22 protein-coding genes are annotated in these 25,873 nt (G+C 57.3%); 11 read left to right on the forward strand and 11 right to left on the reverse strand.

Annotation, left to right across the window (positions count from 1 at the left end; all coding sequences use genetic code 11):
• Positions 1-25 precede the first annotated feature (25 nt).
• Positions 26-2,416, reverse strand: a complete 2,391-nt coding sequence (locus ACHH0Z_RS11645) for a glucose/quinate/shikimate family membrane-bound PQQ-dependent dehydrogenase (protein ID WP_023293268.1) — start codon at positions 2,414-2,416, stop codon at positions 26-28.
• A 208-nt stretch (positions 2,417-2,624) separates the two neighbouring features.
• Here ACHH0Z_RS11645 and hpt point away from each other — a divergent pair, with 208 nt between their 5' ends.
• The gene (gene hpt / locus ACHH0Z_RS11650; protein ID WP_008501948.1) at positions 2,625-3,161 is read left to right on the forward strand and encodes a hypoxanthine phosphoribosyltransferase; all 537 of its coding nucleotides are present in this window, start codon (positions 2,625-2,627) and stop codon (positions 3,159-3,161) included.
• Between the two features lie 91 nt (positions 3,162-3,252).
• Here hpt and can read toward each other — a convergent pair whose 3' ends face one another.
• Positions 3,253-3,915, reverse strand: a complete 663-nt coding sequence (gene can, locus ACHH0Z_RS11655) for a carbonate dehydratase (RefSeq protein ID WP_008501947.1) — start codon at positions 3,913-3,915, stop codon at positions 3,253-3,255.
• A gap of 107 nt (positions 3,916-4,022) precedes the next feature.
• Here can and ACHH0Z_RS11660 point away from each other — a divergent pair, with 107 nt between their 5' ends.
• The 4 genes from ACHH0Z_RS11660 (at position 4,023) to ACHH0Z_RS11675 (ending at position 7,573) form a co-directional block, all read left to right on the forward strand.
• A complete protein-coding gene (locus ACHH0Z_RS11660; RefSeq protein WP_008501946.1) occupies positions 4,023-4,949 on the forward strand; it encodes an ABC transporter ATP-binding protein in 927 nt (308 codons plus the stop codon).
• Positions 4,946-5,716: an ABC transporter permease gene (locus tag ACHH0Z_RS11665; RefSeq protein ID WP_008501945.1), complete on the forward strand. Its 771-nt coding sequence runs from the start codon at positions 4,946-4,948 to the stop codon at positions 5,714-5,716. The genes ACHH0Z_RS11660 and ACHH0Z_RS11665 overlap by 4 nt, the downstream gene beginning before the upstream one ends.
• Positions 5,717-5,820: 104 nt before the next feature.
• The gene (locus ACHH0Z_RS11670) at positions 5,821-6,261 is read left to right on the forward strand and encodes a PTS sugar transporter subunit IIA (RefSeq protein WP_008501944.1); all 441 of its coding nucleotides are present in this window, start codon (positions 5,821-5,823) and stop codon (positions 6,259-6,261) included.
• A gap of 64 nt (positions 6,262-6,325) precedes the next feature.
• Positions 6,326-7,573: a polysaccharide deacetylase family protein gene (locus ACHH0Z_RS11675; RefSeq protein WP_008501943.1), complete on the forward strand. Its 1,248-nt coding sequence runs from the start codon at positions 6,326-6,328 to the stop codon at positions 7,571-7,573.
• A gap of 3 nt (positions 7,574-7,576) precedes the next feature.
• Here ACHH0Z_RS11675 and panD read toward each other — a convergent pair whose 3' ends face one another.
• The 9 genes from panD to thpR form a co-directional block, all read right to left on the reverse strand.
• A complete protein-coding gene (gene panD, locus ACHH0Z_RS11680) occupies positions 7,577-7,957 on the reverse strand; it encodes an aspartate 1-decarboxylase (RefSeq protein ID WP_006173750.1) in 381 nt (126 codons plus the stop codon).
• A gap of 34 nt (positions 7,958-7,991) precedes the next feature.
• Positions 7,992-8,843 carry a pantoate--beta-alanine ligase gene (gene panC, locus ACHH0Z_RS11685; protein ID WP_008501942.1) on the reverse strand — a complete coding sequence of 284 codons (852 nt, stop codon included), beginning with the start codon at positions 8,841-8,843 and terminating at the stop codon, positions 7,992-7,994.
• An 11-nt stretch (positions 8,844-8,854) separates the two neighbouring features.
• A complete protein-coding gene (panB, locus tag ACHH0Z_RS11690) occupies positions 8,855-9,646 on the reverse strand; it encodes a 3-methyl-2-oxobutanoate hydroxymethyltransferase (RefSeq protein ID WP_008501941.1) in 792 nt (263 codons plus the stop codon).
• Between the two features lie 123 nt (positions 9,647-9,769).
• Positions 9,770-10,249 (reverse strand): 2-amino-4-hydroxy-6-hydroxymethyldihydropteridine diphosphokinase, encoded by a 480-nt coding sequence (folK, locus tag ACHH0Z_RS11695; RefSeq protein ID WP_023345448.1) that lies wholly within the window; start codon positions 10,247-10,249, stop codon positions 9,770-9,772.
• Positions 10,246-11,643, reverse strand: a complete 1,398-nt coding sequence (gene pcnB / locus ACHH0Z_RS11700; RefSeq protein WP_072203850.1) for a polynucleotide adenylyltransferase PcnB — start codon at positions 11,641-11,643, stop codon at positions 10,246-10,248. Before pcnB ends, folK begins: the two co-directional genes overlap by 4 nt.
• A 42-nt stretch (positions 11,644-11,685) precedes the next feature.
• Entirely contained in the window at positions 11,686-12,576 is an 891-nt protein-coding gene (gene gluQRS, locus ACHH0Z_RS11705) for a tRNA glutamyl-Q(34) synthetase GluQRS (RefSeq protein WP_023293246.1), read from the reverse strand.
• Positions 12,577-12,635: 59 nt separating this feature from the next.
• Positions 12,636-13,091 carry an RNA polymerase-binding protein DksA gene (dksA, locus tag ACHH0Z_RS11710; protein ID WP_001155232.1) on the reverse strand — a complete coding sequence of 152 codons (456 nt, stop codon included), beginning with the start codon at positions 13,089-13,091 and terminating at the stop codon, positions 12,636-12,638.
• A 176-nt stretch (positions 13,092-13,267) separates the two neighbouring features.
• A complete protein-coding gene (gene sfsA, locus ACHH0Z_RS11715) occupies positions 13,268-13,972 on the reverse strand; it encodes a DNA/RNA nuclease SfsA (RefSeq protein ID WP_021240498.1) in 705 nt (234 codons plus the stop codon).
• Positions 13,962-14,516 carry an RNA 2',3'-cyclic phosphodiesterase gene (gene thpR / locus ACHH0Z_RS11720; protein WP_045353245.1) on the reverse strand — a complete coding sequence of 185 codons (555 nt, stop codon included), beginning with the start codon at positions 14,514-14,516 and terminating at the stop codon, positions 13,962-13,964. The genes sfsA and thpR overlap by 11 nt, the downstream gene beginning before the upstream one ends.
• Positions 14,517-14,589: 73 nt before the next feature.
• Here thpR and hrpB point away from each other — a divergent pair, with 73 nt between their 5' ends.
• The 6 genes from hrpB (at position 14,590) to fhuB (ending at position 25,846) form a co-directional block, all read left to right on the forward strand.
• Positions 14,590-17,019 (forward strand): ATP-dependent helicase HrpB, encoded by a 2,430-nt coding sequence (hrpB, locus tag ACHH0Z_RS11725; RefSeq protein ID WP_045406450.1) that lies wholly within the window; start codon positions 14,590-14,592, stop codon positions 17,017-17,019.
• 142 nt (positions 17,020-17,161) lie between these two features.
• Positions 17,162-19,687: a bifunctional glycosyl transferase/transpeptidase gene (mrcB, locus tag ACHH0Z_RS11730; protein ID WP_008501930.1), complete on the forward strand. Its 2,526-nt coding sequence runs from the start codon at positions 17,162-17,164 to the stop codon at positions 19,685-19,687.
• 231 nt (positions 19,688-19,918) lie between these two features.
• Positions 19,919-22,129 (forward strand): ferrichrome porin FhuA, encoded by a 2,211-nt coding sequence (gene fhuA, locus ACHH0Z_RS11735; protein WP_021240495.1) that lies wholly within the window; start codon positions 19,919-19,921, stop codon positions 22,127-22,129.
• Between the two features lie 50 nt (positions 22,130-22,179).
• Positions 22,180-22,977, forward strand: a complete 798-nt coding sequence (fhuC, locus tag ACHH0Z_RS11740; protein WP_008501928.1) for a Fe3+-hydroxamate ABC transporter ATP-binding protein FhuC — start codon at positions 22,180-22,182, stop codon at positions 22,975-22,977.
• On the forward strand, positions 22,977-23,867 hold the full coding sequence (gene fhuD / locus ACHH0Z_RS11745; protein ID WP_395149536.1) for a Fe(3+)-hydroxamate ABC transporter substrate-binding protein FhuD: 891 nt from the start codon (positions 22,977-22,979) through the stop codon (positions 23,865-23,867). Before fhuC ends, fhuD begins: the two co-directional genes overlap by 1 nt.
• A complete protein-coding gene (gene fhuB / locus ACHH0Z_RS11750) occupies positions 23,864-25,846 on the forward strand; it encodes a Fe(3+)-hydroxamate ABC transporter permease FhuB (protein WP_021240493.1) in 1,983 nt (660 codons plus the stop codon). The genes fhuD and fhuB overlap by 4 nt, the downstream gene beginning before the upstream one ends.
• Positions 25,847-25,873: the final 27 nt, after the last annotated feature.

Raw genomic sequence — 25,873 nt, forward strand, 5'->3', positions numbered from 1 at the left:
GCGTAAGCGCCACCGGGCTTTTCAGTTACTTGTTTTCGTCAGGCAACGCATACGCGACAATATAGTCGCCCATCTTCGTGCCAAACGAGCCGTGACCGCCCGCGGAGATGACAACGTACTGCTTGCCATTCACTTCATAGGTCATCGGCGTAGCTTGTCCACCCGCTGGCAGACGGCCTTGCCACAGTTTTTCACCGTTGGTCATGTTGTACGCGCGCAGGTAGTTATCTGCGGTTGCCGCGATGAACAGCACGTTACCGGCGGTGGAGATTGGGCCACCCAGCATTGGCATACCCATATTGAACGGCACCGGAACCGGCATTGGGAACGGCATGCTGTCCTGTGGCGTACCAATACGTTTTTTCCAGACGATCTGGTTAGTTTTCAGATCCAGACCGGAGATATAACCCCAGGCAGGCTGTTTACACGGCAGACCGAACGGCGACAGGAACGGGTTCAGCGTCACGCCGAACGGTACGCCATACTGCGGCTGAATACCGGCTTCGGTACCGCTGCCTTTCGCGTCTTTCGGCTGCTCCATTGGGTTGCCCGGACCGCGTGGGATCAGACGGGAAACGAACGGCAGCGCCATTGGGTTGGCAATCGCGACCTGACGGTTAGGGTCAACGGAGATCCCACCCCACTCGAACATCCCCAGGTTACCCGGGAAGACCAGCGTGCCCTGCTCAGAAGGCGGCGTGAAGATGCCTTCATAGCGCAGCTGATGGAACATCACGCGGCACACCAGCTGGTCAAACATCGTGGCACCCCACATGTCTGCCCCGCTGAGGTCTTTCTTCGGACGGAAGCTCAGATCGGAGAACGGCTGGGTTTTGCTGACGTAATCGCCTTTCGCCGCACCCTGCGGAACCGGTTTTTCCGGTGCAGGCACAACCAGCTTGCCGTTGCTGCGATCCAGAACGAAGATGTTGCCGGTTTTCGCCGGGGCGTAAATCACCGGAACGGTTTTACCGTTTACGGTAATGTCCGCCAGCGTCGGCTGGGACGGCATATCCATATCCCACAGATCGTGGTGAACGGTCTGGTAGCTCCAGGCCAGCTTACCGGTGGTCGCGTTCAATGCCACGATAGCGCTGGCATAACGTTCCTGCTCCGGCGTGCGGTTACCGCCCCAGATATCTGGCGTAGTAACGCCCATCGGCAGGTAGACCAGGTCCAGCTTCGCGTCATACGCCGCAGGCGCCCAGGAGTTTGGCGAGTTAAAGGTAAAGGTGTGTTCGTCCGACGGGATCGCGTTCGGATCTTTCGCGCCCGGGTCGAAGGCCCACAGCAGTTTACCGGTGTTCACGTCGAAACCACGGATAACGCCGGAGGTTTCGCGGGTGGAGAAGTTATCTGTTACCGAACCGGCAATCACGATGGTTTTATCGGTGATGATGGGCGGGGAGGTCGGCTCATACAGACCCGGCGTGGTGTCCGGCATATTGGTCTGCAGATTCAGGATACCTTTGTTGGCAAAGGTTTCGCACAGCTTGCCCGTTTCGGCATTGATGGCGAACAGACGACCATCGTTCACCGGCAGCATGATGCGGCGAGGACAGTCGGCAATGACTTCCGGGCTCGCATTATCCGGGCGCGCTTCGTGATAAGAGACGCCACGGCAGGTCACGTGCTGGAAGGACGGGTTGGAGTTCAGCTGCGGATCGAAGTGCCATTTCTCTTTACCGGTGGCCGCGTCGAGCGCGAACAGACGCTGATGCGCCGTACACAGATAAAGCATATCGCCGACTTTAATTGGCGTCACTTCGTTGGTCAGTTCACCCGGATCGTTCGGCATCTTCAGATCGCCGGTACGGAATACCCAGGCTTCTTTCAGGTTTTTAACGTTGTCCGCGTTGATCTGCTTCAGCGGAGAGTAGCGCTGACCTTCCTGGTTGCGGCCATAGGCAGGCCAGTCCCCGTCAGCAACCTGAGAGATCGCCGCCGCAGGCGTCGATTCTGCGTTCAGCGTACCGTTGATCTCCTGCGGATCGTTGAAGCCAGCCCAGGTCAGGATACCGCCGCTGATTAACAACGCTACCACCAGCGCCGCGACCGCACCGCTGGACGGCACGATCAGGCGACGCCAGACGAACGGCAGGATCAGCCAGATGCCGAAGAAGACCAGGATGTCACTGCGCGGCGTCAGCGCCCAGAAGTCAAAGCCGACTTCCCAGACGCCCCAGATCATGGTGGCAAGAAGGAGTGCGGCATACAGCCACAGTGCAGATTGTTTTCTACGCCAGAGCAGGACGGTTACGCCAAGCATAACCAGGCCCGCAATCGGGTAGTACCAGGAGCCGCCGATCGCGACCAGCCAGACGCCACCGATTAACAGGTACAGGCCGCAGAAGGCGGCGAATAGCGCTGTTAATGTCACCAGTAGACGCGGCTGTTTAGAGTTTGTTTCAGCCATAGAAAGTGTACTCGTCAGTTTTTGTTAATAATTTGCTAGCAACTAATTATAGGTATTAACAAGTGTGATCGGAATCACAATATTTGCTTTTTATAACTCATACGCCAGGGTTATCCATTTGCTGATATAATGGCTGGCTTGCGTATCAGTGCTGGATATTAACGCATCCGTATTGAGAGATTTTCATTAAAATCATTTGGTTAGTAATATGAAACATACTGTTGAAGTGATGATCCCGGAAGCCGAGATCAAAGCGCGTATCGCCGAACTGGGTCGTCAAATCACCGAACATTACAAGGACAGCGGCAGCGAAATGGTGCTGGTCGGTCTGTTGCGCGGCTCTTTCATGTTCATGGCAGACCTGTGCCGTGAGGTGCATGTGCCCCATGAGGTCGATTTTATGACCGCCTCCAGCTACGGCAGCGGCATGTCCACCACCCGTGATGTGAAAATCCTGAAAGATCTGGATGAAGATATTCGTGGCAAAGATGTGTTGATCGTTGAGGACATCATCGACTCCGGCAACACGCTGTCAAAAGTGCGCGAGATCCTGAGCCTGCGTGAGCCAAAATCGCTGGCGATTTGCACCCTGCTGGATAAGCCTGACCGCCGAGAAGTGCAGGTGCCGGTGGAGTTTGTTGGTTTCTCTATCCCGGACGAGTTCGTCGTCGGTTACGGCATTGACTACGCACAGCGTTATCGTCATCTGCCGTATGTTGGGAAAGTGGTATTGCTGGACGAGTAATTGCGGTTTGTTGCCCGGTGGCGCTGCGCTTACCGGGCCTACGAATGGGCACATGTAGGCCGGGTAAGGCGCAGCCGCCACCCGGCTTTGTTTATTTATGGTTTACGTGCTTAAGCTGAAGGTTGGCAATTCCTGAACGGTAACGCTGCTCCAGCGTTTCGCGGTTGGTGGCGGTCACTTCCAGGTTGCGCAGCAGACCATCGTGAATACCGTACGCCCAGCCGTGGATCGAGACCTTCTGCCCGCGCTTCCACGCCGATTGCATGATCGTTGAGTGGCCCAGGTTATACACCTGCTCCATCACGTTGAGTTCGCACAGGGTATCCATGCGGCGCTCCTGCGGCATTTCGCCCAGCAGTGAGCTATGTTTGAACCAGATATCGCGGATGTGGAGCAGCCAGTTATCAATGAGCCCCAGCTCCGTGTTTTCAACCGCCGCCTGCACGCCGCCGCAGCCGTAGTGGCCGCAAATGATGATGTGCTCGACTTGCAGAACGTCAACGGCATACTGAACAACAGAAAGACAATTGAGATCGGTGTGAATCACCAGGTTGGCAACGTTGCGGTGAACAAACAGTTCGCCGGGCTCGAGGCCGGTCAGGCGCTCCGCCGGTACGCGGCTGTCGGAGCATCCAATCCAGAGAAAGCGTGGGTTTTGCGCCTGCGCGAGTTTTCCAAAAAATCCGGGGTCTTCCTCCACCAGCATTTTTGACCATAGTGCATTGTTGCTGATGAGTGTATCTATGTTGTTCATGGAGGTTAGCGACCTGTAACCGAGTAATTGCGTTGCGCTACTATAGGGTAACCCGACTTTTAATGAAACCACACAACGTGTGTCAGAACTGAAGGTAAGTTAATTTCATGGCAATTGCACTGGAGCTTGAGCAGCTTAAAAAAACCTATCCGGGCGGCGTTCAGGCGCTGCGCGGAATAGATCTTAAAGTAGAGGCCGGTGATTTTTACGCGCTTCTGGGGCCGAACGGGGCGGGGAAATCGACTACCATCGGCATCATTAGCTCGCTGGTGAACAAAACCTCCGGCCGCGTCAGCGTGTTCGGATACGACCTGCAAAAAGATGTGGTCAACGCCAAGCGCCAGCTGGGTCTGGTCCCGCAGGAATTCAACTTCAACCCGTTTGAGACGGTGCAGCAGATCGTCGTTAACCAGGCGGGTTATTACGGCGTTGAGCGTAAAGAGGCCCTGGAGCGGAGCGAAAAATACCTCAAGCAGCTCGATCTGTGGGAAAAGCGTAACGAACGCGCCCGGATGTTATCCGGCGGGATGAAGCGCCGCCTGATGATTGCCCGTGCGCTGATGCACGAGCCAAAGCTGCTGATCCTCGATGAGCCGACGGCGGGCGTAGACATTGAGCTGCGCCGCTCCATGTGGGGCTTCCTGAAAGACCTCAATGACAAAGGCACCACCATCATTCTGACTACCCACTACCTGGAAGAGGCGGAAATGCTGTGCCGCAACATCGGCATCATTCAGCACGGCGAGCTGGTGGAAAACACCTCGATGAAGAACCTGCTCTCCAAGCTGAAATCAGAAACCTTTATTCTCGATCTGGCGGCAAAGAGCCCGCTACCGAAGCTTGAAGGGTACCAGTATCGTCTGGTGGATACCTCGACGCTGGAAGTGGAAGTGCTGCGCGAGCAGGGGATTAACAGCGTGTTCTCCCAGCTGAGCGCGCAGGGTATTCAGGTTTTAAGTATGCGTAACAAAGCGAACCGACTGGAAGAGCTGTTTGTCTCTCTGGTGCAGGATAAACAAGGAGACAAGGCATGACGCATCTTTACTGGGTCGCGCTGAAAAGTATCTGGGCGAAAGAGATTAACCGTTTTATGCGCATCTGGGTGCAAACCCTGGTGCCGCCAGTCATCACGATGACGCTCTATTTCATCATCTTCGGTAACCTGATTGGTTCCCGGATTGGTGAGATGCACGGCTTTACCTATATGCAGTTTATCGTGCCTGGCCTGATCATGATGGCGGTGATCACCAACGCCTATGCCAACGTGGCGTCGTCCTTTTTCAGCGCCAAGTTCCAGCGCAATATCGAGGAGCTGCTGGTGGCACCGGTGCCAACGCATGTGATCATTGCCGGTTACGTCGGTGGCGGCGTGGCGCGCGGTCTGTGTGTTGGGATCCTGGTGACGGCCATTTCGCTGTTCTTCGTGCCGTTCCAGGTGCACTCCTGGCTTTTCGTGGCCCTGACCCTGCTGCTGACGGCGATCCTCTTCTCGCTGGCCGGTCTGCTGAACGCCGTGTTTGCCAAAACGTTTGACGACATCAGCCTGATCCCGACCTTCGTGCTGACGCCGCTGACCTATCTCGGCGGGGTGTTCTACTCCCTGACGCTGCTGCCACCGTTCTGGCAAGCGCTGTCGCACCTGAACCCGATCGTCTACATGATCAGCGGTTTCCGCTTTGGCTTCCTCGGCATCACCGATGTGCCGCTGTTTACCACGGTGGCGGTGCTGGTGGTGTTCATCATCGTCTTCTACCTGCTGTGCTGGTATCTGATCCAGCGCGGACGCGGTCTGCGCAGCTAGCCCTCAGCCCGGCGACATTCTGTCTGCCGGGCACTTTCTTTGACAGTTATCACCGAAAGCTAACCTTCACTCCGCTAAACTACTTGCCTGCTAAGGAGAGAGTTATGCTGGGATGGGTTATCACCTGCCACGATGAACGGGCGCAGGACATGCTGCTGAAGCTGGAAGCCAGGTTTGGTCCGCTGCCACAGTGTCGCGCGGTTAACTACTGGCGCGGCTTGAGTACCAACATGCTTGGCCGGATGATGTGCGATGCCCTTCATGAAACCGACACCGGAGACGGCGTGATTTTCCTTACCGATAAATCCGGCGCGGCGCCGTACCGTGCTGCGGCCCTGATGAGCCATAAGCACGACTGCTGCGAGGTGATCTCCGGTATTAGCTTTCCACTGCTTGAAATGATGTATCCCCATCGCGAGACCTTAACCAGCGCAGCGTTCCGTAACGCTATCGTTTCGCTGGGTACCCCGGGCGTCAGCAGCTTGTGGCATCAACAGCAAAAAAATCCTCCCTTTGTCCTGCTGCATGACCTGTATAAGAATTAAACATTGGTATTGATGTCGCTTTTGCTACAATGGCGTAAGTATTTCCGCTTCGAATAAGACCCTCATGTTCACGCGTATTGTTTTCCTGCTATTGATGTTCGTGTCCGGCACTGTTTCTGCCAGTTTATTAAGTCAGCAAAGACTACCTGCTCAATATATGCAAACCACCGAAGATGCGGCGATTTGGGCGCAGATCGGCAACAGCGTCATTAACGTTGGCAACGTGCGGGCAGGGCAGATCCTCGCGGTGGTGCCTGCGGCGGCGGACTACTATGAATTTCGCTTCGGATTTGGCACGGGCTTTATCGACAAGGGGCATCTGGAGCCGGTTCAGGGCAAACAGCGCGTCGAGGATGGCCTGGGGGATTTGAACAAACCGCTGAGCAATCAAAACCTGATAACGTGGAAAGACACGCCCGTTTATAACGCCCCGAACAACGGCAGCGCACCCTTCGGCACCTTAAGCGCCAATCTGCGCTATCCGATCCTGAACAAACTTAAAGACCGTTTAAACCAGACCTGGTTTCAGATCCGCATCGGTAATCGTCTGGCGTGGATCAGCAGCCTGGATGCGCAGGAAGATAACGGCCTTCCTGTTCTGACCTACCATCATATTTTGCGTGATGAAGAAAACACGCGCTTTCGACATACGTCCACAACGACCAGCGTACGTGCGTTTAATAACCAGATGGCATGGCTTCGCGATCAGGGCTATACCACCCTGACGATGTACCAGCTGGAAGGGTACGTGCGTAACAAAATGAACCTGCCTGCGAAATCGGTGGTGATAACCTTTGACGATGGCCTGAAATCTGTCAGCCGCTATGCTTATCCTGTGCTGAAAGAGTACGGCTTCAAGGCTACCGCGTTTATTATCTCTTCCCGCATAAAAGGCCATCCGCAGAAGTGGGATCCTAAATCCCTGCAGTTTATGAGCGTGCAGGAGATTAAGGGGATTCAGGATGTGTTCGATATTCAGTCTCATACCCACTTCCTGCACCGCGTGGATGCCAATAAGCATCCGATTTTACTGAGCCGCAGCTATCACGTGATTTTGTTTGATTTTGAACGCTCGCGTCGCGCGCTGGCGCAGTTTAACCCGCGCGTGCTGTATGTCTCTTACCCCTTCGGCGGCTACGACAATAAAGCGATAAAGGCGGCGAATGATGCCGGTTTCCATCTGGCGGTGACGACGGTGAAAGGAAAGGTGAAGCCGGGGGATAATCCGTTCTTACTGAAACGCCTGTACATCTTAAGAACGGATTCGCTGGAGACGATGTCGCGGCTGATCAGCAATCAGCCGCAGGGGTAGTGCTTATGCAACCTGAACCGGAATCGCCTTTGCGGTGCGCTTCATTTCATTCTCGCCTTCGAAGTAGGCGACTTTAGGCTGCCAGCGGCGCGCTTCTTCGTCAGACATCATCACGAAGCTGGCGATGATCACGATATCACCCACGTCCGCGCAGTGCGCCGCAGCGCCGTTAACGGAGATGATTTTGGACCCGCGCTCGGCGGCGATCGCGTAGGTGGAGAAGCGTTTGCCGTTGTTCACGTTCCAGATATCAATCGCTTCGTTTTCGAGGATACCTGCTGCATCAAGGAAATCCTGGTCAATAGCGCAGGAGCCTTCATAGTGCAGGTCGGCCTGCGTGACTTTCACACGGTGAAGCTTACCTTGCAGCATTTTGCGAATCATTACGTTTACCTATCATTATCAGGGGTGAAGGGAACTACGCCAGCTCAACCACTTTATTGTCGATCAGACGCGCCTGACCTAGCCAGGCCGCCACCAGGATGACTGCGCGCTTGCTGTTCTGGGTTAATTCCAGCAGCGTATCAGCATCACGAATTTGTACGTCGTCAGCACGAAGGCCTTTATCGTTAAGCGCCTGCTCGGCAAGGGCGATAATCTCTTCTGCTGTTAACTCTTTTGCCAGCATCTGCTCTGCCATGGTGTTCATGACCTTGCTTAAGCCCGGCGCGATTTTACGCTGTTCGGCAGTCAGGTAGCCATTTCGCGAGCTGAGTGCCAGACCGTCTTTGGCGCGTACAATCGGTACGCCGACAATCTCGATATCGTAACCCATATCCGCAACCATCTTGCGGATCAGCGCCAGCTGCTGGAAATCTTTCTCGCCAAAGCAGGCTACGTCCGGCTGTACCAGGTTGAACAGCTTGCTGACGATGGTGGAAACGCCGCGGAAATGGCCCGGGCGGCTCGCGCCTTCGAGCATGGTGGAAATGCCCGGGACGTCAACGTAGGTTGCCTCTTCGGTACCCTGCGGGTAAACATCCGCCGGTGCAGGTGAGAAAACGATATCCGCGTGGCGTTTTTTGAGCTTCTCGCAATCTTCCTGCAGGGTACGCGGGTAGCGTGCCAGATCGTCTGCGCGGTCAAACTGCATGGGGTTCACGAAGATACTGACCACCACGATATCTGCCCGTGCACGGGCTTCGTCGACGAGCTTCATGTGGCCGTCATGCAGATTGCCCATGGTCGGGACCAGTGCGATACGTTTACCTTCCTGTCGCGCGCGGCGGATATGCTGGCGAAGCAGCGGCAGGGTTTCAATGATTAGCACAACGAGACTCCTTAATGGAAACTGTGTTCTTCACCCGGGTAAACACCGGATTCAACGTCGGCAATATACTGCCTGACCGCAGCGCGCATGTCGCCCGCTTCGGCGAGGAAATTTTTGGCAAATTTCGGGATGTGTCCGCCGGTGATACCGAAGGCGTCGTGCATCACCAGAATCTGACCGTCGGTGACGTTGCCTGCACCGATACCAATCACCGGAATGGACAGCGCGTCGGTGATGCGTTTCGCCAGCTCAACCGGCACGCACTCCAGCACCAGCAGCTGGGCACCTGCGGCTTCCAGCGCCAGGGCATCATCCAGCAGCGTCTGGGCGGCATCGCCACGGCCCTGCACCTTATAGCCGCCAAAGATATTGACGGACTGCGGCGTCAGGCCTAAATGCCCGCACACCGGCACGGCGCGCTCGGTGAGCATCTTCACCGTATCCACAAGCCAGGCGCCGCCTTCAATTTTGACCATATTGGCACCGGCACGCATCACTGCCGCCGCGTTTTCGAATGCCTGTTCCGGCGTGGCATAGGCCATAAACGGCAGATCGGAAAGCAGCAGGCACGCTGGGGCGCCACGGCGCACGGCGCGGGTATGGTAAGCGATATCCTCAACCGTTACCGGCAGGGTGGAATCATGTCCTTGTACCGTCATCCCTAACGAGTCCCCGACCAGCATGACGTTGATCCCCTCTTCGGCAAACAGTTTGGCGAAGCTGTAGTCATACGCGGTGATGGTGGCGAAGCGTTTTTTTTCCTGTTTGCATTTCTGCAGTAAGGAGATGGTGGTTGGTTTCATACTGTTTCCTGATAGCCCAAAAGCGAATCTTTGCGCATTCTAACAGTAACATTCGAGGGAACAATGATTTTAGGTAAACGATTAACCATAAATATTTTATGGTTAATCGCTAAAAAAACAGCCTTACCAGCGGGCGGGTTTCTCCGCACCGAGACTGTTGAGAACGGCCTCTAGCGAGAGCCCGTCAGGGAAGGTAAGGGAAGGGGCAACTTCATACAGCGGCCAGAGCATAAACCCGCGATTTTTCATGTCGTAATGCGGAACGGTGAGACGTTCAGTGTTAATCGTCTCGTGACCAAACAGCATAATATCGAGATCAAGCGTGCGCGGCCCCCAGCGTTCGGCTTTGCGTACGCGGCCCTGCTGAAGCTCAATACGCTGGGTATTGTCCAGCAGCGCTTCGGGACCCAGCTCAGTCTCAAGAACCACGGCGGCGTTGAGGTAGTCTGGCTGATCCTGCGGCCCCAGCGGCGGGGTGCGATAGAACGAGGAGACCGCCACGATGCGGCTTTGCGGGATCTCACCCAGCGCCTCTACGGCAGCATTCACCTGCTCCAGCGGTGAGGCTAAATTGCTGCCGATGGCGATATACGCGAGGGTCATGCTGTCCCTTCACGACGCGGCGCGCGTTTGCGCGGGCGACGATGACGGCGACGCGGTTCCGGCTCTTCATCCAGCCCGGTCAGCATATCTTTCTGCTCTGGCGGGGCGGAGACCTGGAATTCAGCCCACCACTGCGCCAGACGCTGCAGCTCCTGGTTGCGTTCAATTTCAGCGCGCAGCGACAGGAGATCGAAGGCGGCACGGAACTTAGGATGTTCCATTAGCTTCCAGGCGCGTTTGCCCTGACGACGGGACATGCGCAGCTGAAGCTGCCAGATGTCGCGCACCAGAGTGGTAATACGTTTCGGAATGGCGAGCGTGCGGCAGCCTTCGTCCAGCACGTCGTTGGCGGCCAGCGCGAACGCATCGTAATAGGCGAGCCCGCTCTCCTGGGTAATGCGCTGGGCCGTTTCCAGCAGCGGATACCAGAACATCGCGGCAAACAGGAACGCCGGGTTCACGCGCATGTCGTTGCGAATGCGGGTATCGGTATTCTTCAGCACCTGCGCAATCATCCGCTCCATTGGGCTGTCACCGTTTTCGGTGAAGTAGCGGGTAATGGTCGGGAACAGCGGCTGGAACAGGTTGTATTCGCGCAGAAGATTATAGGTTTCAAAACCGTGGCCGGCCTGCAGCAGCTTCAGCGCCTCTTCGAACAGGCGAGCAGGCGGCACGTCGTTAATCAGCGTCGCCAGACGCGGGATCGGCTCGGCCGTTTCCGGGCTGATGCGCATATTGAGCTTGGCGGCGAAACGCACGGCGCGCAGCATACGTACGGGATCTTCACGGTAGCGCGTTTCCGGCGTGCCGATCAGGCGGATCAGACCTTCTTTCAGGTCCTGCATGCCGCCGACGTAATCGCGCACGGTGAAATCCGCCACGCTGTAATAGAGGCTGTTGATGGTGAAGTCGCGACGCTGGGCATCTTCTTCGATAGAGCCGAAGATGTTGTCGCGCAGCAGCATACCGTTCTGGCCGCGCTGCGACGTGGTGCGATCGGATGCGCCCGCTTCGTGGTGGCCGCGGAAGGTCGCCACTTCGATAATTTCCGGCCCAAACATCACGTGAGCCAGACGGAAGCGGCGGCCAACGAGACGACAGTTGCGGAATAATTTGCGCACCTGCTCAGGCGTGGCGCTGGTCGTCACGTCGAAATCTTTCGGTTTTTTGCCCAGCAGTAAATCACGCACCCCACCGCCGACGAGATAGGCCTCGTAGCCCGCTTTATTCAGACGATAGAGTACCTTGAGGGCATTTTCACTGATATCTTTGCGGGAAATAGAGTGCTGCTCACGCGGAATAACCGACATGTGTGGCTGTGCAATAGCATCATTCGCCATGCTCTCTTCGCGGCTTAGCACTTTACGGCAAAAATTAGCGACTCGGGTAAAAATGGTACACCTCGTAGTGTGTTTTGTTATGAAAAAAGCGGCTAATCATAGCTCAGCGCAACGCATTTGAGAATGCTGGATTTTTGGCACAGCCCTGAGCGTCCAGTTGGCGATGGCCATTTTCAGCAGTTCGTCAATACGCAGATCCTGCCATTCGTTGGTTACATTCTGGTTGAGAAAACGCAGCGCGTCGATCAAAACAGGACGCGGATCGCCGTCTGGCAGGGCCGGGGCGTGGTTCTGCTTTGATAATTTTAAGCCCTGCGTATTAACCGCCAGCGGCAGATGAATGTAGTCCGGTGCTGTCCAGCCAAACTGGTGATACAGCGAGATTTGCCGTACGGTCGGCTCGACCAGATCCGCCCCGCGCACAATTTCCGTCACGCCCTGGAAATGATCGTCCACCACCACGGCCAGGTTGTAGGCGAACAGGCCATCGCGACGGTGAATAATAAAATCCTCACGCGCCAGACGTTCATCGGCATGAATCTCACCGGAGAGTAAATCGTGAAAGCGCGTCACCGGTGAGCGCTGCAGTATTCGCACGGCGGCATTTTCAGGACCGTTGTTCAACGTGCGGCAGTGGCCGTCATAGACGCCGCCTGCGCTCTGGATACGCGCGCGGGTGCAGGTGCAGTTATAGGAAAGCCCCTGAGCGCGAAGCCAGGCCAGACGTTCCCGATACGCCTCGTGACGTGTTGACTGCCACAGAACCTCGTCATCCCAGTGAAGACCGTAATGTTCCAGCTGACGCAGAATCGTCTCTGCTGCACCGGGAACTTCACGCGGAGGGTCAATATCTTCAATGCGGACGAGCCATTTTCCCTGACGGGCGCGAGCCTGCAGGTAGCTGCCAAGCGCGGCAATTAATGAGCCGAAGTGTAATTCACCGGAAGGAGATGGCGCGAAGCGCCCAATATAGTGTGATTCAGACATATCAACAGTAACAAGGCGGGAGAGACTCCCGCCTTTGGAGTGTGTAAACAGCGCTGGTGTTAACCGGCCATCTGTTTTTCGCGGATTTCGGCCAGCGTTTTGCAGTCGATGCACAGATCGGCGGTTGGACGCGCTTCCAGGCGACGAATGCCAATTTCAACACCGCAGGATTCGCAGTAGCCAAAATCTTCGTCTTCGACTTTTTTCAGCGTTTTCTCGATCTTTTTGATCAGTTTGCGTTCGCGGTCACGGTTACGCAGTTCGAGGCTGAACTCTTCTTCCTGAGCGGCACGGTCTACCGGATCCGGGAAGTTAGCAGCTTCATCCTGCATATGAGTAACGGTGCGATCGACTTCATCCCTGAGTTGATTACGCCATGCTTCAAGAATACGCTTGAAGTGCGACAGCTGGGCTTCGTTCATATACTCTTCGCCCGGTTTCTCTTGATACGGCTCCACCCCAGCGATGGCGAGAATACTCAGGGACGATGTTTTACGGTTTTGCCCTTCTTGCATGTTGCTTCTCCTTAACACGCACTATCGATCCCCGTGTTGGGGGAAAAATCAGGTCGCTATAAATAGCAGATGCTTTTCCGTATGGCAATTATCTAAACGTAACACTTGACAAGCCTGTGAGGAAAAGCGTATTTGCGCACGCGGCCAGAACACTTAATAGTCAATCGTCTAATCCCTTATAAGACAATGGGAAGAGAGGATCTCAGAGTCATATTATCGGCAGAAAGTTCCGCTTTATAAGCGAAAACCTCTACCCCCTGCTTTTGTGCCTCATTCAACAATTGCGCGTATTTAGGATCAATATGGCGGGCAGGGGAGAAACGTTCAATGGCTGAATGCAATACCGCAAACAGCAATACGGCGCGTTTGCCCGCCGCCGCAACACTCATTAGCTCTCGCAGATGCTTCTGGCCACGTAGCGTTACCGCATCCGGAAAGTAGCCATTTTCCTGTTCCGCTAACGTCACTGATTTTACTTCAATATAGCACTCCGGCCTGTCTTCCGCCTGTAACATGAAGTCAATTCTGCTGCCTTCATCGCCATATTTCACTTCGCTTTTATGCGTGCCATAACCAACCAGTTCGGGAATAACGCCATGGGTCAGCGCTTCCTTAACTAACTGATTGGCGCGCAGGGTATTAACGCAAATAAATGCCCCGTTTTGGGTTTCGGTCATTTCCCAGGTATGAGCATATTTGCGTTTAGTATTTTCTGATGTGGAATACCAGACCCTGTCACCCGGCGTCGCACAGCCCGTCATGGCACCGGTATTGGGGCAGTGCAGGGTGAGCTGTTCGCCTTCTGGCGTGATCACATCGGCGAGGAAGCGTTTGTAGCGTTGGACAAGCGTAGCGTGCTGCAGGGGAGGACTAAACTTCATCAGAATTCCTTTCGGTGTCGCCCAGCGTCCAGCGCTGTAGCGGCGTATAGCGGGTGCGTCCCTGAATAAAGACGGATTCATAAAGCGCGAATGTGTTGACCTGAAAGGCCCAGTGAAAACCCGGCGGCGGGATGGCAACGGCCTGACCGGCATCGCGCAGCAGGGTGATGTGCGGATGAAACGGCTGTGGGCTTTGATAACAGCCGCTGCGCGCCGCCTGCGCGCGCAGCATGTTCGCCAGCTGTAATAATCCGCGCGGAGGCTGTCGCGTACCCAGCCAGACCACGCGCGAACGCAGCCACTGACCCGCGTCGTCGAGGTGCAGCGTAAATTCCGGCTGGGTAATACGCCCTGCCATGGCGGCTAGCGCCCGCTGTTTTTCGGCACTGACGTCGCCCAAAAAGGCCAGCGTCAGGTGCAGGTTGGCCGCCGCGACAGGGCGACCGGCCTCCGGCGAGAAGTGGTCAGCGCGCCAGCGAACAATTTGACGCTGTAAGGGGGTGGGCAATTCAATGGCAAAAAACAGCCGTTTCGACTCAGGCATACGGAGGACTCGGTAATGATATGCGCCGATGCTACAATGTACGCCGACGAATGTTAACCCTCTGGAGCTGTTAGTGTCCTCATTGCCGGTCGCCGTTGTTCTTCCTGACCTTCTCGCTGCCTTACGCCATTCCCCGCAGGTTTTGCTGAATGCCCCGACGGGGGCGGGTAAGTCCACCTGGCTGCCGCTGCAGATTCTGAAAGAGGGGAACATCAGCGGGAAAATTATCCTGCTGGAGCCGCGCAGGCTGGCCGCACGCAACGTGGCGCAGCGCCTCGCGGAACTGCTGAAAGAAAAACCGGGCGAAACGGTAGGGTACAGGATGCGCGCCGAGACCTGCGTGGGTCCGTCAACGCGCCTTGAGGTGGTCACCGAGGGCATTCTCACCCGCATGCTGCAAAACGATCCGGAGCTGACCGGCGTCGGGCTGGTGATCCTGGATGAATTTCACGAGCGCAGCCTGCAGGCGGATCTGGCCCTCGCGCTGTTGCTGGACGTTCAGCAGGGACTGCGTGACGATCTCCGGCTGCTGATAATGTCGGCCACGCTGGACAATGCGCGGCTACGGCAGGCGTTACCCGATGCGCCTGTCATCAGCTCTGAAGGGCGGGCGTTTCCAGTTGAACGCCGCTATCAACCGCTTCCCTCCCATCAGCGTTTTGACGAAGCGGTCGCCATTGCCACCGCAGAACTGCTGCGTCAGGAACCCGGCTCGCTGCTGCTGTTTTTGCCGGGCGTCGGGGAGATCCAGCGCGTGCAGGAGCAGCTTTCCTCTCGCGTAGGCGGTGATGTACTGCTCTGCCCGCTCTACGGCGCGCTGTCGCTGCAGGAGCAGCGTAAAGCTATCCTTCCTGCCCCGGGCGGGCAGCGCAAGGTGGTACTGGCAACCAATATTGCTGAAACCAGTTTGACCATCGAAGGTATTCGCCTGGTGGTCGATAGCGCACAGGAGAGGGTGGCAAGCTTTGACCCGCGCACCGGGCTGACTAAACTCCTGACGCAGCGCATCAGCCAGGCATCATTGGTGCAGCGCGCGGGCCGCGCGGGGCGACTTGAGCCGGGTATCTGCCTGCATTTGACCAGCGCAGAGCAGGCGGAACGCGCGGCGCAGCAAAGCACACCGGAAATTCTACAAACCGATTTGTCTGGCCTGGTGATGGATCTGTTGCAGTGGGGCTGCCCGGATCCTGGACAGCTTACCTGGCTTGATTCCCCGCCAGCCGTGAACCTCACCGCTGCGCGCAACCTGTTGACCCAGCTTGGTGCGCTGGAAGGCGAACGTCTGACGGTACGCGGCCAGAAAATGGCGGCACTGGGCAACGATCCGCGTCTGGCCGCGATGCTGGTGGCCGCGCAGGGGGAGGATGAGATTGCCACGGCGGCCAAACTGGCGGCTATCCTTGAGGAGCCGCCGCGCGGAGGCAGCAGCGATCTGGGGCAGGCGTTTTCGCGCAATCAGGGGAACTGGCAGCAGCGGGCCCAGCAGCTCTGTAAGCGGCTTAACAGCCGCGGCGGCGTGCCAGACAGTGAGAGCATCTCCCGGCTGTTAGCGCAGGCGTTTCCGGACCGGATTGCGCGTCGGCGCGGGCTGGACGGTCGCTACCAGCTGGCAAACGGTATGGGGGCGATGCTGGACAGCGATGATGCCCTGACGCGTCATGAGTGGCTGATTGCGCCGCTCCTGCTGCAGGGGAGCAACTCCCCGGATGCGCGTATCCTGCAGGCGATTGCCGTAGATATTGACGCCCTGACCCGTACCTGTCCGCATCTGCTCCAGCAATCGGACATCGTCGAGTGGGATGACGCCCAGGGCACGCTGAAGGCGTTTCGTCGCAGCCAGATTGGCAAACTGACACTCGGAACGAAGCCGCTGGCGAAGCCGTCGGAAGACGAGCTCCATCAGGCTATGCTGAACGGCATTCGGGAAAAAGGGCTGAGCGTGCTGAACTGGACACCGGAGGCTGAGCAGTACCGCATTCGCCTGCACTGCGCCGCTCGCTGGTTGCCGGAGTACGCCTGGCCAGCGGTGGATGACGAAACGTTACTCGCGTCGCTGGAGACCTGGCTACTGCCGCAGATGAGCGGCGTACACTCCCTGCGGGCGCTGAAAGCGCTTGATGTTAAGGTCGCGTTACAGAATTTACTGGACTGGTCATTGCGTCAACGTCTGGATAGTGAACTGCCAGGGCATTACACTGTGCCGACCGGAAGCCGGATTGCCATCCGTTATCATGAGGATAATCCGCCGGCGCTGGCGGTTCGAATGCAGGAGATGTTTGGTGAGGCAACCACGCCGTCTATCGCTGAAGGGCGCGTGCCGTTGGTGCTTGAACTGCTGTCGCCTGCGCATCGACCCTTGCAGATCACTCGCGATTTGGGGGCGTTCTGGGCGGGGAGCTACCGTGACGTGCAAAAAGAGATGAAAGGGCGGTACCCCAAACACGTCTGGCCGGACGATCCGGCAAATACGGCGCCGACGAAGCGGACGAAGAAGTATTCCTGAAAGGGATGTGCGGCCTGATGCCCTCACCCCGGCCCTCTCCCACAGGGAGAGGGAGAACTAATTTTGAGAGATTTCTTCTTTCACAGACCGGTGGAAGAAAAGAGAATCGGGCCTTTGCGCCTGAAAGTTGCGGAGAAAAAGCATGGCGGGGAATGACCGCGAGCCAATAGGACGTAAGGGAAGACCAACGCGTCCGGCGAAAGAAAAGGTAAGCCGTCGTCGCCTCAGAGATGAGGACTATGACGATGACTATGAAGACGATGATGAGGATGAAGAACCGATGCCGCGTAAAGGGAAAGGCAAAGGGCGCAAGCCTCGGGGCAAACGCGGCTGGTTCTGGCTGCTGCTGAAGCTCTTTATTGTTTTTGTTGTGCTGATGGCAATTTACGGCGTCTATCTGGATCAGAAGATCCGCAGCCGTATCGACGGTAAAGTCTGGCAGTTGCCTGCGGCAGTGTATGGCCGCATGGTGAACCTTGAGCCAGATATGTCCATCACGAAAAACGAAATGGTAAAACTGCTGGAAGCCACCCAGTATCGTCAGGTGTCAAAAATGACGCGCCCTGGCGAATTCACCGTGCAGGCCAACAGCATTGAGATGATCCGCCGTCCGTTTGATTTCCCGGACAGCAAAGAGGGTCAGGTGCGCGCGCGTCTGACCTTTGACGGCGATCGTCTGGATACCATCGAGAACATGGATAACAACCGTCAGTTCGGTTTCTTCCGTCTCGATCCCCGCCTGATCACCATGCTCTCGTCGGCGAACGGCGAACAGCGTCTGTTCGTGGCGCGTAACGGCTTCCCGGATCTGCTGGTTGATACCCTGCTGGCAACCGAAGACCGCCACTTCTACGAGCATGACGGCATCAGCCTCTACTCGATTGGCCGTGCGGTCCTGGCTAACCTGACCGCGGGCCGTACCGTGCAGGGGGCAAGTACGCTGACCCAGCAGCTGGTGAAGAACCTGTTCCTCTCCAGCGAGCGCTCTTACTGGCGTAAAGCGAACGAAGCGTATATGGCCGTGCTGATGGATGCGCGCTACAGCAAGGATCGTATCCTTGAGCTGTATATGAACGAGGTGTACCTCGGTCAGAGCGGCGACAACGAAATCCGCGGCTTCCCGCTGGCGAGCCTGTACTACTTTGGTCGTCCGGTTGAAGAGCTGAGTCTGGATCAGCAGGCGCTGCTGGTGGGCATGGTGAAAGGGGCATCCATTTATAACCCGTGGCGTAACCCGAAACTGGCGCTGGAGCGTCGTAACCTCGTTCTGCGTCTGCTGCAACAGCAGCAGGTGATTGACCAGGAGCTGTACGACATGCTGAGCGCGCGTCCGCTTGGCGTGCAGCCGCGCGGCGGGGTGATCTCGCCTCAGCCTGCGTTTATGCAGCTGGTGCGTCAGGAGCTGCAGAGCAAGTTGGGTGACAAAGTGAAAGATCTCTCCGGCGTGAAGATCTTTACGACCTTTGACTCCGTGGCGCAGGATGCGGCAGAAAAAGCGGCGGTGGAAGGCATTCCGGCGCTGAAGAAACAGCGTAAGCTCTCCGATCTTGAAACCGCGATGGTGGTGGTTGACCGTAACTCCGGCGAAGTTCGTGCGATGGTGGGCGGTGCCGAGCCGCAGTTTGCTGGCTATAACCGTGCCATGCAGGCGCGTCGCTCGATCGGCTCTCTGGCAAAACCGGCGACCTATCTCACTGCCCTGAGTCAGCCAAACCAGTATCGTCTGAATACCTGGATTGCGGATGCGCCGATCTCCCTGCGCCAGCCTAACGGCCAGGTGTGGTCACCGCAGAACGACGACAAGCAGTTTAGCGGTCAGGTGATGCTGGTGGATGCGTTGACGCGCTCCATGAACGTGCCGACGGTGAACCTGGGCATGTCGCTGGGTCTGCCAGCGATTGTCGATACCTGGCAGAAGCTGGGCGTGGCGAAAGATCAGCTGCACCCGGTACCGGCGATGATCCTGGGTGCGCTCAACCTGACGCCGATCGAAGTGGCGCAGGCGTTCCAGACGATCGCCAGCGGCGGTAACCGCGCGCCGCTCTCCGCCCTGCGTTCGGTGATTGCCGAAGATGGCTCCGTGCTGTATCAGAGCTTTCCGCAGGCGGAACGTGCCGTTCCTGCGCAGGCGGCCTATATGACGCTGTGGACGATGCAGCAGGTGGTGCAGCGCGGTACCGGCCGTCAGTTGGGGGCGAAGTATCCGGGCCTGCATCTGGCGGGTAAAACCGGGACCACCAACAACAACGTTGATACCTGGTTTGCCGGTATTGATGGTCGTGAAGTGGTGATCACCTGGGTAGGCCGCGACAACAACCAGCCGACCAAGCTGTACGGCGCGAGCGGGGCGATGTCGATTTACCAGCGCTATCTGGCGAATCAGTCCCCGGTGCCGCTGAACCTGGTTGCGCCGGAAGATATCGTCGATATGGGCGTGGACAGCTCCGGTAACTTCGTCTGCGGCGGCGGAATGCGTACTCTGCCGGTCTGGACAACCAACCCGGATTCCCTGTGCCAGCAAAGCCAGCCAGAACAGCCAACGGGTAACCCGTTCGAGCAGTCTTCTCAGCCACAGCAGCCGCAGCAGCAACAGCCGCAGCAGCAGAACGAGAAGAAAGACAGCGATGGTGTCGCAGGCTGGATTAAAGATATGTTCGGCGGTAACTAACCGCGTGAGGTCCCCCCGCAAGGGGGGATTTTTTTACCCATTCCCCCCCTTTTTTTAACCCTCTTTTTAATATTGATTAACCCTTCGTTCTCTCCTGGTTATTTCTTAAACCCTTAATTCTCGTAGGGCCGCTTACTGCTTGCTATGCAGTCAGCGTTTCGCCTATTATGCTGCGGTCATAATAATAATTCTCGTTTACGTTATCATTCACTTTTCCATCAGAGATACACCATGGCGCTTTCCAATACTGCTCAGCCAATCAATACGTCGCTGCGTAAAATCGCGGTCGTCGTCGCCACAGCGGTTGCCGGCATGTCGGCTTATACACATGCTGCCGAAACCCCGAAAAAAGAAGAAACCATTACGGTAACCGCAGCACCTGCGGCACAGGAAAGTGCCTGGGGACCGGCACCCACGATTGCGGCTAAACGCACCGCCACCGCGACCAAGACCGATACCCCGATTGAGAAAACCCCGCAGTCTATTTCTGTCGTCACCCGTGAAGAGATGGACATGAAGCAGCCGGGGACGGTTAAACAGGCGCTGGCCTATACGCCGAGCGTGTTCGCAACACGCGGGGCGTCTACAACGTATGATGTTGTTTCTATTCGTGGGTTCACCACCTCCAGTACCGTGAATACTAACCAGTATCTGGACGGGATGAAGCTGCAGGGAGATAACTATTCTGAAGCGTCCATGGATCCGTATTTCCTTGAGCGCGTCGAGCTGCTGCGTGGCCCAACGTCCGTTCTGTACGGTAAAAGCCACCCGGGCGGCGTGGTCAGCATGGTCAGCAAGCGCCCAACCACCGAGCCACTGAAAGAAATTCAGTTCAAAATGGGTACCGATAACCTGTGGCAGACCGGGTTTGATTTCAGCGATGCGATTGATGATGACGGCGTGTGGTCATACCGTCTGACCGGTCTGGGGCGCAGCGAAAATGCGCAGCAGGAGATGGTGAAATCTTCCCGCTACGCCATTGCACCTGCTTTCAGCTGGCGTCCTGACGATAAAACCGATTTTACTTTCCTGAGCAACTTCCAGAGCGATCCGGATGCAGGCTATTACGGCTGGCTGCCGCGGGAAGGTACCGTTGTGCCTTACTACGATGCCAACGGCAAAGCACACAAGCTGCCGACCGATTTCAACGAAGGTGAAGAAGATAACAAGATCTCCCGTCGTCAGAAAATGGTGGGTTACAGCTTCTCGCATCAGTTTGATGACACCTTTACCGTGCGTCAAAACCTGCGCTACACCAAAATCAATACGCTTTACCGTTCCGTCTACGGTAACGGCTATATTGCACCGGCTCAGATCAGCCGCGCGTATGTGCGCTCCGATGAGGACCTCAACTCGTTTACCGTTGATACTCAGCTTCAGTCCAAATTCGCGACGGGTGCAGTGGATCATACCCTGTTGACGGGCGTTGATTACCTCCGCATGCGTAATGATATTGATGCTGACTACGGCACGGCCGATCCCATCAGTATGACGAAGCCTGCGTACGGCAATCCAAATGTCGACGTTTACTACCTTTACAAAGTGCTCAACCGTCAGGAACAAACCGGCCTTTATGCGCAGGATCAGGCTGAATGGGATAAGTGGGTACTCACAATGGGTGGCCGCTATGACTTTGCGAAAACCTCAGCACTGACGCGTACAACCGGTACTACCGCGGAAATCAACGATCAGGCATTCACGTGGCGCGGCGGGATTAACTACCTGTTCGACAACGGCATCACGCCTTATTTCAGCTATAGCGAATCGTTCGAACCGATTTCAGGTACCACTCAGGGCGGCAAACCGTTCGATCCTGCACGCGGCAAGCAGTATGAAGCGGGCGTGAAGTACGTACCGAAAGATCTGCCTGTTGTGGTCACGGCTGCTGTTTATCAGTTAACCAAAAACAACAACCTGACGGCCGATCCGGCGAACCCAACCAGCGGCTTTAGCGTGCAGGGCGGTGAAATTCGCTCTCGCGGTTTCGAACTGGAAGCGAAAGCTGCCGTCTCTGCCAACGTGAACGTGACGGCTTCCTATAGCTTTACTGATGCCAAATACACCCACGATACCTGGTATGAAGGCCGTCGTCCGGCGGAAGTGCCGCGCAATATGGCGTCTCTGTGGGCAGATTATACCTTCCATGAGACGGCGTTGAGCGGTCTGACGGTAGGGGCTGGCACCCGTTACATTGGTAACACCGTGTCCTATTACTCTGCCTCGTCGCCAAAAGCCTACCAGTCGTTCAACGTCGCGGGCTATGCCCTGGCGGATGCCACCGTGAAATACGATCTGGCACGCTTTGGACTTCCCGGCTCTTCTGTCGGCGTCAACGTGAACAACATCTTCGATCGCGAATACGTCTCCAGCTGCTACAGCGAATATGCCTGCTACTGGGGAGCAGGACGTCAGGTTGTTGCTACCGCGACCTTCCGCTTCTAATCTCTCTTCGGGCACGGTTCGCCGTGCCCTTTTTATTTAAGTTGGCTGATATGCAGGATAATCAAACGCAACCCGACACCACCTTTACGCTCAACCATCTCTCCTTTCGCGTACCCGGGCGCACCCTGCTGCATCCGCTCTCTTTGACGTTTCCCGCAGGTAAAGTCACTGGCCTGATTGGTCACAACGGTTCCGGTAAGTCCACGCTGCTCAAGATGCTGGGACGACATCAGCCGCCGTCAGAAGGCGACATCCTGCTGGATGACCAACCGCTGGAGAGCTGGAGCAGTAAAGCCTTTGCCCGCAAAGTGGCGTATCTGCCGCAGCAGCTGCCGCAGGCGGAGGGGATGACGGTGCGAGAGCTGGTGGCGATTGGGCGTTATCCGTGGCATGGCGCGCTTGGACGCTTTGGCGTGGCCGACAGAGAGAAAGTGGAAGAGGCGATTGCGCTGGTCGGGCTTAAGCCGCTGGCGCACCGTCTGGTGGATAGCCTGTCCGGCGGTGAACGCCAGCGCGCGTGGATTGCAATGCTGGTGGCCCAGGACAGCCGCTGCCTGCTCCTCGACGAACCCACCTCCGCACTTGATATCGCCCATCAGGTCGATGTTCTGGCGCTGGTGCACCGCTTGAGCCAGCAGCGCGGTCTGACGGTGATTGCGGTGCTGCATGATATCAACATGGCGGCACGCTACTGCGATTACCTTGTTGCGCTGCGCGGCGGCGAAATGATTGCGCAGGGAACGCCGTCCGAGCTGATGCGCAGCGAAACGCTGGAACAGATTTATGGTATTCCGATGGGTATTCTGCCTCACCCGGCCGGGGCTGCACCGGTGAGCTTCGTGTACTGATGCTGGACAACATGCGCATTAGCCGCCGTCGCCTGCTGACGGCGATGGCCCTCTCACCGCTGCTGTTAAAAATGAATACGGCGCGTGCCGCCGCCGTCGATCCGCACCGCATAGTGGCGCTGGAGTGGTTGCCGGTCGAGCTGATGATGGCGCTCGGCGTTACGCCCTACGGCGTCGCGGACATTCCCAACTATAACCTTTGGGTGAATGAGCCGAAGCTGCCGGACTCGGTGATCGACGTCGGCCTGCGTACGGAGCCAAACCTCGAGCTGCTCACCCAGATGAAACCTTCGTTCCTGTTCTGGTCCGCGGGCTACGGTCCGTCAGAAGAGGTGATGGCGCGCATTGCGCCCGGGCGTGGATTCGCTTTCAGCGACGGTAAAAAACCGCTGGCCGTAGCGAAAAATTCGATTGGCGAGATGGCGCATTTCCTTAACCTGGAAGCGGAGGCCAAACGGCATCTCGACGAATTTGATGCCCTGATCGACTCCCTGAAGCCGCGTTTTGCTCACCGGGGCGATCGTCCGCTGCTGATGGTGACGCTGCTGGATGCCCGCCATATGCTGGTCTTTGGTAAAAACTGCCTGTTCCAGGAGGTGCTGGACAGCTTCGGCATTCGCAACGCCTGGGAAGGGGAGATGACGTTCTGGGGCAGTACCGCTGTGGGTATCGATCGCCTCGCGGCGTTTCGCGATGTGGATGTGCTGTGCTTCGATCACGGCAACGAGCGCGACATGCAAACCCTGATGGCGACTCCGCTCTGGCAGGCGATGCCGTTTGTGCGCGAGCGGCGCTTCCAGCGCGCTCCGGCGGTCTGGTTCTACGGCGCGACGCTGTCGGCGATGCATTTTGCCCGCGTGCTGGATAACGCCCTGGGAGGTAAAGCATGAGTACGCGTATTGCCCGTTTCCCGGCGCTTCTGCTGATGCTGATTTTTCTTGCCGCGCTGGCGTTAACCGGGTTCAACCTCTCTGCCGCGTTACCGCGCGCGCAATGGGGAGCCGCGCTGGCCTCGCCGGATATCGACAATATTCAGCAGATGCTGTTCCACTACAGCCTGCTGCCGCGTCTGGCAATCTCCCTTTTAGTCGGTGCCGGCTTAGGGCTGGTGGGCGTGCTGTTCCAGCAGGTGTTACGTAACCCGCTGGCGGAGCCAACCACGCTCGGCGTCGCGACCGGCGCACAGCTTGGGATCACTATCACCACGCTGTGGGCGCTGCCGGGAGCGTTAACCTCGCAGTTTGCGGCACTCGCGGGGGCGTGCGTAGTGGGCGCACTGGTCTTTGGCGTGGCCTGGGGCAAACGCCTTTCCCCTGTGACGCTCATTCTGGCCGGACTGGTGGTGAGCCTCTACTGTGGCGCGATTAACCAGCTGCTGGTGCTTTTCCACCACGATCGCCTGCAAAGCATGTTCCTGTGGAGTACCGGTACGCTCACCCAAACCGACTGGAGCGTTGTGCTGCGCCTGTGGCCGCAGCTGGCTGGCGGTGTCGTGCTGACGCTGCTGCTCCTGCGTCCCCTGACGCTGATGGGACTGGATGATGGCGTGGCGCGTAACCTGGGGCTGGCGCTGTCGCTGGCTCGCCTGGCGGCGCTGACGCTGGCGATTGTATTGAGCGCCCTGCTGGTGAATGCGGTTGGCATCATCGGGTTTATCGGCCTGTTTGCGCCGCTGCTGGCGAAAATGCTCGGGGCGCGTCGTTTGCTGGCGCGTCTGCTGCTGGCCTCGCTGATTGGGGCGTTGATCCTCTGGCTTTCCGATCAGCTTATTCTCTGGCTGGCGCGGGTGTGGCGGGAAGTTTCTACCGGCTCGGTCACGGCGCTTATCGGTGCGCCGCTGCTGCTTTGGCTGCTGCCGCGTCTGCGCAGCATGAGCGCGCCGGCGATGGATGCGGGCGATAAAGTCCATGCTGAACGTCAGTCGGTACTGTGGTTTAGCCTTGCCGGGCTGGCGGTGCTGATTATTGCCTCGTTCGCGGCGCTCTCATTCGGTCGCGATGCCGCGGGCTGGCACTGGGCAACGGGCGATTTACTCAACGACCTGCTGCAGTGGCGCTGGCCGCGTATCTTTGCTGCGCTGATCGCAGGGGTAATGCTGGCGGTGGCGGGGTGCATTATTCAGCGTCTGACCGGCAACCCGATGGCGAGCCCGGAAGTGCTTGGGATCAGCTCTGGCGCCGCCTTTGGCGTGGTGCTGATGCTGTTCTTTGTGCCGGGCAATGCGTTTGGCTGGCTGATGCCTGCCGGCAGTCTCGGTGCGGCCGTTACGCTGCTGATTATCCTGATTGCCGCCGGTCGCGGCGGGTTTTCACCGCACCGTATGCTGCTGGCGGGGATGGCGCTCAGCACCGCGTTCACCATGCTGCTGATGATGCTGCAGGCAAGCGGCGACCCGCGTATGGCGAAGATCCTGACCTGGATATCCGGCTCAACGTACGGCGCGACCGGCAGCCAGGCGATCGGGTCCGGGATCGTGATGGTCGTGCTGCTGGCGATGGTGCCGCTGTGCCGACGCTGGCTGACTATTCTGCCGCTCGGCGGGGAAACCGCACGTGCGGTGGGAATGGCGCTGACGCCAGCACGTGTAGCGCTGCTGCTGCTCGCCGCGTGCCTGACGGCGACGGCCACCATGACGATTGGCCCGCTGAGTTTTGTGGGGTTAATGGCGCCGCATATCGCCAGAATGATGGGGTTCCGCCGGACGATGCCGCATATTGTCATGTCGGCCCTCACGGGCGGCGTGATGCTGGTGTTTGCAGACTGGTGCGGAAGAATGGTGCTGTTCCCGTATCAGATCCCGGCGGGGCTGCTGTCGACCTTTATTGGTGCGCCGTATTTTATTTATCTGTTGAGAAAGCAGAGTCGGTAATCAGGTGCGGCCTGATGCCCTCTCCCA

This window comes from Enterobacter cloacae complex sp. 2024EL-00227 (genome assembly GCF_043945315.1).
Lineage (GTDB): Bacteria > Pseudomonadota > Gammaproteobacteria > Enterobacterales > Enterobacteriaceae > Enterobacter > Enterobacter roggenkampii.